At 35.1% G+C, this 9287-nt stretch carries 11 protein-coding genes; 5 read left to right on the forward strand and 6 right to left on the reverse strand.

The annotated features are described in order from the left end of the window. Window positions 1-319 (forward strand): plasmid replication DNA-binding protein (locus KVY11_RS16350; RefSeq protein ID WP_218289554.1); only part of this gene is annotated, 319 nt, incomplete at its 5' end. A gap of 196 nt (window positions 320-515) precedes the next feature. Here the strand turns inward: KVY11_RS16350 and KVY11_RS16355 are convergent. Next, window positions 516-1058, reverse strand: a complete 543-nt coding sequence (locus KVY11_RS16355; protein WP_004637127.1) for a cysteine hydrolase family protein — start codon at window positions 1056-1058, stop codon at window positions 516-518. An 83-nt stretch (window positions 1059-1141) separates the two neighbouring features. After that, window positions 1142-2026 carry an MBL fold metallo-hydrolase gene (locus tag KVY11_RS16360; RefSeq protein WP_005176778.1) on the reverse strand — a complete coding sequence of 295 codons (885 nt, stop codon included), beginning with the start codon at window positions 2024-2026 and terminating at the stop codon, window positions 1142-1144. A 132-nt stretch (window positions 2027-2158) separates the two neighbouring features. On the opposite strand from KVY11_RS16360, the gene KVY11_RS16365 reads away from it, so the two are divergent. Next, window positions 2159-3130 carry a GlxA family transcriptional regulator gene (locus KVY11_RS16365; RefSeq protein WP_004976500.1) on the forward strand — a complete coding sequence of 324 codons (972 nt, stop codon included), beginning with the start codon at window positions 2159-2161 and terminating at the stop codon, window positions 3128-3130. A gap of 584 nt (window positions 3131-3714) precedes the next feature. Next, window positions 3715-4308 (forward strand): hypothetical protein, encoded by a 594-nt coding sequence (locus KVY11_RS16370; RefSeq protein WP_218289555.1) that lies wholly within the window; start codon window positions 3715-3717, stop codon window positions 4306-4308. Window positions 4309-4592: 284 nt separating this feature from the next. On the opposite strand, the gene KVY11_RS16375 is transcribed toward KVY11_RS16370, so the two are convergent. From KVY11_RS16375 to KVY11_RS16390, 4 genes are all read right to left on the reverse strand, one after another. Beyond that, window positions 4593-5192, reverse strand: coding sequence for a hypothetical protein (locus tag KVY11_RS16375; protein WP_218289556.1), 600 nt, complete (start codon window positions 5190-5192; stop codon window positions 4593-4595). Then, entirely contained in the window at window positions 5189-6118 is a 930-nt protein-coding gene (locus tag KVY11_RS16380; protein ID WP_218289557.1) for a hypothetical protein, read from the reverse strand. The genes KVY11_RS16375 and KVY11_RS16380 overlap by 4 nt, the downstream gene beginning before the upstream one ends. 120 nt (window positions 6119-6238) lie before the next feature. Next, window positions 6239-6409, reverse strand: coding sequence for a hypothetical protein (locus tag KVY11_RS16385; protein WP_171285022.1), 171 nt, complete (start codon window positions 6407-6409; stop codon window positions 6239-6241). Then, window positions 6406-6792, reverse strand: coding sequence for a hypothetical protein (locus KVY11_RS16390; protein ID WP_104442467.1), 387 nt, complete (start codon window positions 6790-6792; stop codon window positions 6406-6408). Before KVY11_RS16390 ends, KVY11_RS16385 begins: the two co-directional genes overlap by 4 nt. 1164 nt (window positions 6793-7956) lie before the next feature. Between KVY11_RS16390 and repM the strand changes: the two genes are divergently transcribed. Together repM and KVY11_RS16400 are read left to right on the forward strand one after the other, a co-directional pair. Further along, the gene (repM, locus tag KVY11_RS16395; protein WP_087554568.1) at window positions 7957-8886 is read left to right on the forward strand and encodes a replication initiation protein RepM; all 930 of its coding nucleotides are present in this window, start codon (window positions 7957-7959) and stop codon (window positions 8884-8886) included. 78 nt (window positions 8887-8964) lie between these two features. Then, window positions 8965-9287, forward strand: a 323-nt coding sequence (locus KVY11_RS16400; protein WP_218289558.1) for a plasmid replication DNA-binding protein, incomplete at its 3' end; no start/stop codon positions are given.

Below are 9287 nucleotides of genomic sequence, written 5' to 3' on the forward strand. Positions count from 1 at the left end.
AGAAGTTTTACTGCTTAGACAGCAGATAGACATACTAAAAAATCAGCTAGATGATGCAAAAGATAGAGAATCGTTCTATCAGAATCAGATTGAAACAATGCAACGTCTTTTAGAGGCCCCAAAACCTCATATCCCTACGTCTATCGATCCAGAGCCTACTCAGGCTGAGCCGATGACAGAGGAAAAAGAAGAAGTTATTGCCATGCCGCAGAAAGAACTGGAGGCGACTGAAAATAAGCGGATTCCAGTGCCGGAGCACGTTGAACAGGAGCCGGAGAAAAGGGGCTTTTGGAGCCGTTTTTTTAGACCCTATGATTAACCACGATTGTTTAACTAATATGAACAAAGTCGTGAAACATTGATTAAATAATAGGCGTGGAACGTGAAAAATCATAAAAAAAGCCCACCAGAGGGTATGTGGGCTAAAATCATGTAACTACAGCATTGATTTCTAAAGATAATTATAACGCATTTCGTATAAGGTGTATTATGTTAATTTTAGGAAATCTTAGTCTTTAGCTAACATAATCTTCAGTTGATATTACTTGAGCATATGCAAATTCAAAAGCGGCCATTAATGTTGCATGGACATGACCAGCAGGTACTTTAACGCCATTAAATTCCAAGTCTAGTGTTGCACAAGCATCATGTATCACTTTTACCTTATAACCAAAATCAGAAGCAGCACGAACAGCAGCATCAACACACATATGCGTCATAGCACCAATCACGACTAACTCAGTCACTTGATTGCTATCTAAAATTTCTTTGAGATTCGTGTTTAAGAACGCATTGATGTGATTTTTAATGATCACAGATTCATCTTCTTGCGGCTTAACTGTGTCCTGAAATTCAATACCATTTGAGCTAGGTTCAAATATAGGAGATTCAGCATCAGCAATATGTTGGACATGAATCACTTGAGTACCCTGTTGACGGGCTTTCGCAATTACTTTCACTGCATTAGCAGCAGCTTGTTCAATATTTACCAATGGTAATTTACCTGTAGGTAGATATTCATTTTGTAAGTCGATAACTAATAAAGCTGATTTTGACATACCTATTCCTTTACTTAACTAATATTTGTTTTGTTCTACTTATGTTTTAAAGAAGTGGAATGCTTCCACTTCTTTAAGTCACTTTAGAAAGAAAGCGTTTCACCATCGATAGGAATTAAAACCTTATCTTGGATTCCTTTGTCCTTTACGTAATCTGCAAGCTCAGCACGTGTTACCGACATGTGGTTAATTGCATCCATGTGAACAGCAACCACTTTAGCATTTGGTGCTTTCTGAGTTGCATGATAAGTATCTTCTTTGCCCATAATAATGGATTCTTTAAAGCCATCAACCAAGGCGTTACCTGTATTCAAGACAATCACATCAGGTTTAAATGTTTGAATCGCTTGATCAACTTCAGAACGCCAGATGGTATCTCCTGCCACATAAACAGTTTCATGGCCAGCAGCTTCAAATACCACACCCATTGCTTCACCTAATCCAGCTTTAAGCTTAGGAATACGGTACATGGCATCAGTACCGTGTTGACCACCAGTTTTAGTGAGCTTAATCCCTTCAAAGGTCGCTTGAGTTAATACACGAACATCTTTGAAGCCTTGTGACTGAATGATTTTCTGGTCTTCTTTATTCTGTACAAACAACGGCATGTTTTTCGGAATAGTCGCTTGTGCTGCATCATCCCAATGATCTAAATGGGTATGGGTCACGATTACCGCATCTACACCTTCTAAAATCGTTTCGGGCTTGATAGGCAAATCGACTAATGGGTTCCGTAAATAGCTACGATGAGTATCAGGAAAACCTTCATAGAATCCTTTTTTAGCAAACATTGGGTCAATTAAAAAAGTCGTATCAGCATAGGTTACTTTAATCGTTGCATTGCGAATTTCTTGTATATGCGTAACTTTAGAAGTATCTCGCTGAACCACCTTATCATTCGCATATAAATGGACTGAAGCCATTGCCAGAGAGAGTGCAATAACAGAGCTACTTAAAATTTTATTCATGTTCCAGATCCAATCATTTAGTCATACTCGAATCATGATAGGAAAAATTAAGCAATAAAATTGTCCTTAAGGACAATCATCGAAACTATTGGGACAACATGCTATATTTATTATTTTAGAGAGGTAGATTGAATGGCTATACCAGTGATTGGATTGTTCGTATATCCCAATATAAATCCATTTCACTTCTCTATCCCCCATATCATTTTCAATATCAAGATTGAAGATAAACGCTTATTTGATCTGAAAATTTTTTCTATAGATGGCCAGCCCGTAACAACAGAACAGTCTATGATGATTATCCCTGATGGTGGGGTCGAGCTCATTAAAGAGTCGGATCTTATTATTATTCCTGGGTGGGATGATTTTAATCACGAGCCTGAACAAGTACTTATCGATGCCCTAAATTGTGCATATCAGACTGGAATTAGAATTGTAGGGTTATGCTATGGAACTTATGCACTGGCATATGCTGGTTTACTTGACCATAAAAAAGCAGCTACGCACTGGATGGCTGAACAAGATTTCAGTGAGCGGTTTCCACAGGTTCAACTTGATCATGATGCCCTGTATGTAGAAGACCAAAGGATTGTAACCTCTGCTGGAACAGGTGCAGCATTAGACTGCTGCCTATATTTGGTACGAGAAATCTATAATGCACGAATTGCGAATAAAGTCTCTAGAGTAATGGTGATCCCGCCTCACCGTGAAGGTGGGCAAGCTCAGTTTATTGAACAGCCAGTCGCAGAATCGAGCCAAGATGCACAAATTAATGTATTACTTGATTTTTTAAGAAAGAATTTAGCTTTACAACATAATATTGAAAGCCTCGCTGAACGGACACATATGACACGCAGGACGTTCACACGGCATTTTAAGAAAGCGACAGGCATGACCCTAGTCGATTGGCTGAATACTGAAAGAATCAGATTAAGTTGTGAACTTTTAGAAACGACAAACTTGTCTATCGAAAAGATAACCGAGCTTTCAGGTTTTAATAATACCGTGTCATTTAGAAAAAATTTTCGTGAAAAATATGGCACCAGCCCTCAGGCATGGAGAAAAGCTTTTGGGATCATTAATGAAAATAATCCACCCATTTAACATAATGGTGGTTATACGAAGTACACTTGTATATTAATATAAATATCAATAACTTGATAAAACAAGAAAAATCCAAAAATGACCAAAAAGCCGATTTTGAAACAAGTCGGCTTTTTTATGATCGTTTTTGATAGTTCTTGCCAATAAATTTGTTTAAAAAGTAATCAATTTTGCGATTTTTTAAATTTTATCAATGCGTGAATGTTCGAAATTATCCCCATTTCTTGTGGATAAATTTCAGGCACTTTGTACGCTTTGGCTCACATCAATTTTGGCCCTTTGCTGCTATGCGACATACTGGAATTTTCATATGATTGAATGGTCAGGAACAGGAAGTTCCATATAATTAAAAATAAGTACCAGGATGGCGCTATATAAGACAGGCAAAAGCACAGAGACCTAATGTTCCAATAAAAAACCCCGGCATGATGCTGGGGTTTTTTATTATCAAAATTTACTTCGCATAATCCGTATTATATTAATTTTAGAAAATCTTGGGTTAATAAATCATAAAACTTTAGCTTGACTAAGAAAAATTTTTATCTTATTTTACATATGCTTAAGAAGAATCAAGTAAACAATGAATGAATGAAAACGAAGCCATTAGTCTCTGGACTGGCATAAATTATTCTGGTTGCAATGAATCAGAACTTGAAGATATCGCTCTTTGCTATTATTTAAGTGATGGATTTGAAGCACTCAACCAAAACCTCTTAGGTACTCGACTAAGTCAAGGTTTTTCTACAGACATGAAAAGAGCTCTTTTTATAAGTTCAGATATTTTGTCTAGAAAACTAAGTAAATTACCAAATTATCGTTCTGAGCCAATGGAACTTAATTTAGGCCAACATAATTTATTTCTTCAGCCTTTAACCTCTCAATATTTAGATTTACCAATAAGTAGACAACATCTTCCAGAGAATGTTGTCGAACAAATACTTACCACTTATGAAATTCAGTCTCCATGCTTTATAAGTGCAAATTTGGATTGGGAAGTTAAACAGCACAGACCGCATAAGCTGATTATAAATTCAATGACTGGCAAACATGTAGCTGATTATAGTGAAAATTCAGATACAGAAAATGAAGTTTTATTTGATAAAAATACGTTATTCTATTTAGAAGATATTGAAGAATATAATTCTGAAATTTGGTTTTATTTAACGGAGGCTAACTAACTATGTCAGTAATTAGTGTTCCACTCGAAATACAGGAAGAGCGTGCTCGTAGAGCAGGTGTTCCTTTAGAAGTATGGCGAACTCAATCGACTCGAAGAGTAGCTAATATGCGAATGCAAGCTCATCGTAGGGCACAGTCTGGCCGTGTACTTGAGGTTTCGGAATTATCTGATTCTCAGAAAAAAGCTCTCCGAAGAATGAGTCTGAGTTTTGCTGATGAATGAGCCTTACTAGAAAAAGAAAGAGGAATATCAAATTCCTCTTTTTACTTCTAAATAATTTATTCAATTAGTTAACAGAACATGTAATCTCTTTACTATCATTAAAATATTCAAAAATATTGTTATTAAAATAGCAATAACAAAAAATAAGAAGATTTGAATTACATAGTTAACATATAAAAAATTGGATTCAATTAATTCTGAATATATCAAACAACTTAGAACTAGCAGTAAAGCACAAATAATTGAAAAACTTATATTAAAATATAGTTGTCCTAAAAGTTGCTTCTTGATTGGATATTTTTCATCATAATTTTTTGAATATATAAGCTTATATGTACTAGATTCCTTTAGCTCAGGATTTTTTTCAAGTTGCTCTTTATAAAGCAAGTTTTTTTCATATTGTTCATCAATTTTACTTTCTTGGTCAAAAATAAGTACTAATACTGACAATAATAAGGCAGTAAAAATTGATCCAAAATTAACTAGAAGTGAGATAGTATTCGAACTAAGTTTTGGACAAACTAAAGCAAATACAATAGCTACCAGTAAGGGAAATGCTTTAAAAGTCAGACAATCAGCTAAGTTAAATGAATTATCTGAATTTGTTAGTGAGCGGAAGTGACCTTTAACTATTGATATTATATTAATTTTTGTACTCATGATGATGGCACCTCTGGTGGTTCATCTAGCTTAATTTTGAAATCACTTTCAGTATCTTTACACCAATTGACAATACTTGCTGATTTTGGATTTCCTCCTACCAACTCAAGGTTATCAGGAGCTTCAATAACACAAATATCATCTGTAATATTTGTACCGATTCTTAATTTACGTTTTTTACCATTTCGCTCAATGACAGTGCGAATGTCATCATATTGTTCTTCCAACACTTCTAACAATTCATATTGTTTAGAACCTTGCTTATGAAAAGAAGACCATGTTCCAAAATTACCTAAACGAGGAGCTTTAATGGTCACGAATGTTTCGGCTCTAGGATTAATTTCATTTACTTTATCTGCGACATCAGATACTACAACTTTTGGTATTGCTGTAATTTCTTTTGCAATAGCATCTTGCCATAGGCTCATTGCCTTACCATATGACAAAGTTGTGAATCCAAATACTCTATCTAACTTTGCTCTAGCTTCTTTGTTTAATAACTCAACAAAAATAGATTTAATACCTTTTCCTCTAACTCCATGAAATAAAGCTAAACCTTCAGAATAGTTTTTGGGAATTCTTAAGTAAACGAAATGCGGAATTAACTCCGCATTATGTTCTTTTTTATCAAAAGCTGTTTTACCAGTGTTTATATCTAAAATAGGATTTGCAACACCATAATCTCCTACACATACCCATCCATGTATAGTTCTTGTTGTAAAATCAAAGATAAAATCATCTCTAAAAAGAATTGATGTTTTGGCTTTATGGTCAATAATTAGCCCCAACTTTTGGTTGGCTTTTATCCATGTTTCAATAAATGAAAAACCATCTACTGTGCCTTTGATTGAACCTAATTTGGCATATCCTTTATTCTCTGTAGCCCGGTCAAAAACGCTGATTTTATATGGATGAAGTGTATGCATAACTATCTAAATTAATTATTTTCAATTGTTAATTATATACATAATTGAATTATCTAAATAATTTTTTTATTAACGATCTACAGATTCATTTAACATAAAATCTCTTATACGCAGCCCAGGTTAATCCTGGGCTTTTTGTTCAATCTGATCATTGGCCTCAAACATGCCAGGATTAGTGATCCGGATGTTTTCCTGACAACTTCCACAAAGCATCAGCCCTGCAAAAAGCTGTACGTTTTCCCTTGAATCACAGAAAGTACATGGTTTAGAGAGTTGAATAATATTGCTCATGGCTTTTTCCACTCAAAATAATTCTTTTGGGCATATGCATTTCCTTTTGTTTGCATTCCTTGGATGTCTCCTCGATCGACTTTTAGATGCATCAGCATCCCAATTTGAAACATATATATATGGCCAAAGTCTTCAAAGAATTTTTCATTTAAATAATTGGCTTCAGTAAACTTATCGAGGGAATAGTTAATCTGCTTTTCAAAATCATTCACCAATGTTTCAATCCGACTGGCCTGCCGTTCAATACTGGCCATCTGTAAATTACTGGTCAGCAGATCCCGCAAATAAGTCCCTAATTTATCGCCCTTCAACTGAGCCAAACGCTCATATTCTTGTGCGACTTGATTGTCTAATCTGACGGCAACAGTTCGAGTACTGTTCATGAAAAACTCCTACAATTTGTTTTCAATCTAAGCACCTAATTTCTAAAAAGTAACTATCAAATATAAGTAAACACTGTGTTAAGTTTTAATGATTACAGGTTAAATATCTAATATAAAAAGAGAAATTCACATAAAAACGTAAACAAAGATGATTACAAGCTATCTCATTGTTTTGTAAGTAAATATTGCATTTTATCTGCAACAAAAAGTGTTTACAGTTAAGCCTATGAAATACAATAAAAATCATGCTAAAAGCGTAAACGCTTTCCAGACAGATGAAAAATCGCTGTATCCCTTATGGCATAAGGCTTTGAAGCCTTTATCTTTAGATGCGTGGTGTGTGAACCAAAAATTGCCGGTATGTACCGGCTCCCAATTCATTTAATTGACTGAATTGACAGTAAAGATAGTGCTTGGCCAAAAGAGATCCTGGCTATTGTGTTTCTAAGAGAAAAATCTATAAGAGGAAACTCTAGCCTACAGATCGAAAATAAAACCCAAGTTAAAACACTCTCACATGCGATTTCAGCCACATTTTTACTTAAGACATAGAATCCACTGTTGGGATGAGTAATCAGGTCAAAAAACGCAAATGAGCGCAAAATAGAGGCTATTTTTATTCTAATCGGTATGAATAGAGCGAGTGTCTACGAGCGAAGTACCAAAATTCGCACCTCGACTCTCTGAAAAACAGCTTTTTAGGCTGTGAAGCCTAAATAAGCGTAAATCACATGCAGAAAATTGAGTCTAGATCGAGCGTAGCGAGTAAAAAAGCTTTATGAGCGGAGCGAATTCCGAGCTGCTTTTGCTCTTGCCTTTGTTTTTTCTCAAAGTCACAACCGGATGATCCAAAAAATTGCCCCACGAATCGAGCGAAAGCGAGATTCAATAGAGTTTGAGCGTAGCGAAAACCAAGGGCAATTTTTCATTCCCAGGGCTTTTAATAATTTTTAAAATTTTAAATGCTTTTAGACCTGCTGTAAGCCTTTATACAAAAGAGTTTCCTCGGTTATATAGCAACGTTTCCTCGGTTATATAGCAACGTTTCCTCGGTTATATAGCAACGTTTCCTCGGTTATATAGCAACGTTTCCTCGGTATTTGACAACGCATTTTGATTATGTTGTTATAGCAACACAATAAAACCGTTGCTAAATAAAACAACATGACAGACTTAGTCGTAAAATCAAATAAACTTGTTCAGGCCTTACAGACTCTAACCTTAAGCGAAACTCGTCTTTTACAGCTCGCTATTGTAGATGCTCGGGAAACAGGACAAGGGTTATCCACTGATGAACCATTAGAACTAAGTGCCATTAGATATGCGAAAGCCTTTAATGTTTCGCCAGATGCCGCTTATTTAGCTTTGATTGAAGCAGAAGATTCGCTATTTAAGCGACAATTTACCATTACAAATGAAGATGGAAGTCTAACGAAAAGTCGTTGGATTCAAGATGCAAACTATCGAAAAGGTGAAGGTCGAATTCTCGTTACATTAACTCGTGTAGTTATCGAACATGTAACTAAAATAGATGGGTTTGAACAATATTTCACAAGCTATCATCTACGAAAAACATCTGAATTTAAAAGCGTCTATGCAGTTCGTCTGTACGAATTATTAATGCAGTGGAAATCTATAGGGAAGACCCCTCTTTTTGAATTAAATAAATTCCGTAGCCAATTGGGTATTGGTGTAAACGAATACACCAGAATGGAAGCATTTAAGAGACGTGTACTTGATATTGCTATAGACCAAATTAACGAGTTTTCAGATATCAATCTGAAGTATGAACAGCATAAAAAAGGTCGCTCAATTTCAGGTTTTTCATTCAGTTTTAAACAAAAGAAATCAACTCATGAGCATATCGAAAGTAAGAGAGATCCTAATACCTTAGATGCTTTCTCAAAAATGACAGATGCTCAACGTCACTTATTTTCTAATAAACTTTCGGAATTACCTGAAATGAGTAAATACTCTCAGGGAACCGAAAGCTATCAGCAGTTTGCCATACGCATTGCTGAAATGCTTCAAGACCCTACTAGATTTGAAGAATTACATCCTTATCTTCAAAAAGTTGGGTTTAAAGCTGCCTAAATTATAGACTTGATCATTTGTCTATTAGACAGTCTAATAGACATCAACTTTTGACAAGATTAGGCATAGTTTTACACCATGAAAAGTCTTTCAGTTCTTGAATTATCTAAGCTTTACAGCATAAATAGACAAACAATTTACAACCAAATAAATAAAGGAATTTTAAGTAAAAATTCTGATAATAAGATTGATTTGGCTGAAGCTATTCGAGTATTTGGTGAACCTATTAGAAAACAGGATGTAAAAGAACCTGTAAAAGTGGACAGTCCAAATTCGGCAGAAGTTTTACTGCTTAGACAGCAGATAGACATACTAAAAAATCAGCTAGATGATGCAAAAGATAGAGAATCGTTCTATCAGAATCAGATTGAAACAATGCAACGTCTTTTAGAGGCCCCAAA

The organism is Acinetobacter sp. CWB-G5, from assembly GCF_019209785.1.
Classification (GTDB): domain Bacteria; phylum Pseudomonadota; class Gammaproteobacteria; order Pseudomonadales; family Moraxellaceae; genus Acinetobacter; species Acinetobacter johnsonii.

Coding starts and splice junctions, on each gene's coding strand:
- KVY11_RS16360 (WP_005176778.1), bottom strand. CDS start 2,026: ATGAATAAAATTTTAAGTAGCTCTGTTATTGCACTCTCTCTGGCAATG.
- KVY11_RS16380 (WP_218289557.1), bottom strand. CDS start 6,118: ATGCATACACTTCATCCATATAAAATCAGCGTTTTTGACCGGGCTACA.
- KVY11_RS16390 (WP_104442467.1), bottom strand. CDS start 6,792: ATGAACAGTACTCGAACTGTTGCCGTCAGATTAGACAATCAAGTCGCA.
- KVY11_RS16365 (WP_004976500.1), top strand. CDS start 2,159: ATGGCTATACCAGTGATTGGATTGTTCGTATATCCCAATATAAATCCA.
- KVY11_RS16370 (WP_218289555.1), top strand. CDS start 3,715: ATGAATGAAAACGAAGCCATTAGTCTCTGGACTGGCATAAATTATTCT.
- KVY11_RS16385 (WP_171285022.1), bottom strand. CDS start 6,409: ATGAGCAATATTATTCAACTCTCTAAACCATGTACTTTCTGTGATTCA.
- repM (WP_087554568.1), top strand. CDS start 7,957: ATGACAGACTTAGTCGTAAAATCAAATAAACTTGTTCAGGCCTTACAG.
- KVY11_RS16375 (WP_218289556.1), bottom strand. CDS start 5,192: ATGAGTACAAAAATTAATATAATATCAATAGTTAAAGGTCACTTCCGC.
- KVY11_RS16355 (WP_004637127.1), bottom strand. CDS start 1,058: ATGTCAAAATCAGCTTTATTAGTTATCGACTTACAAAATGAATATCTA.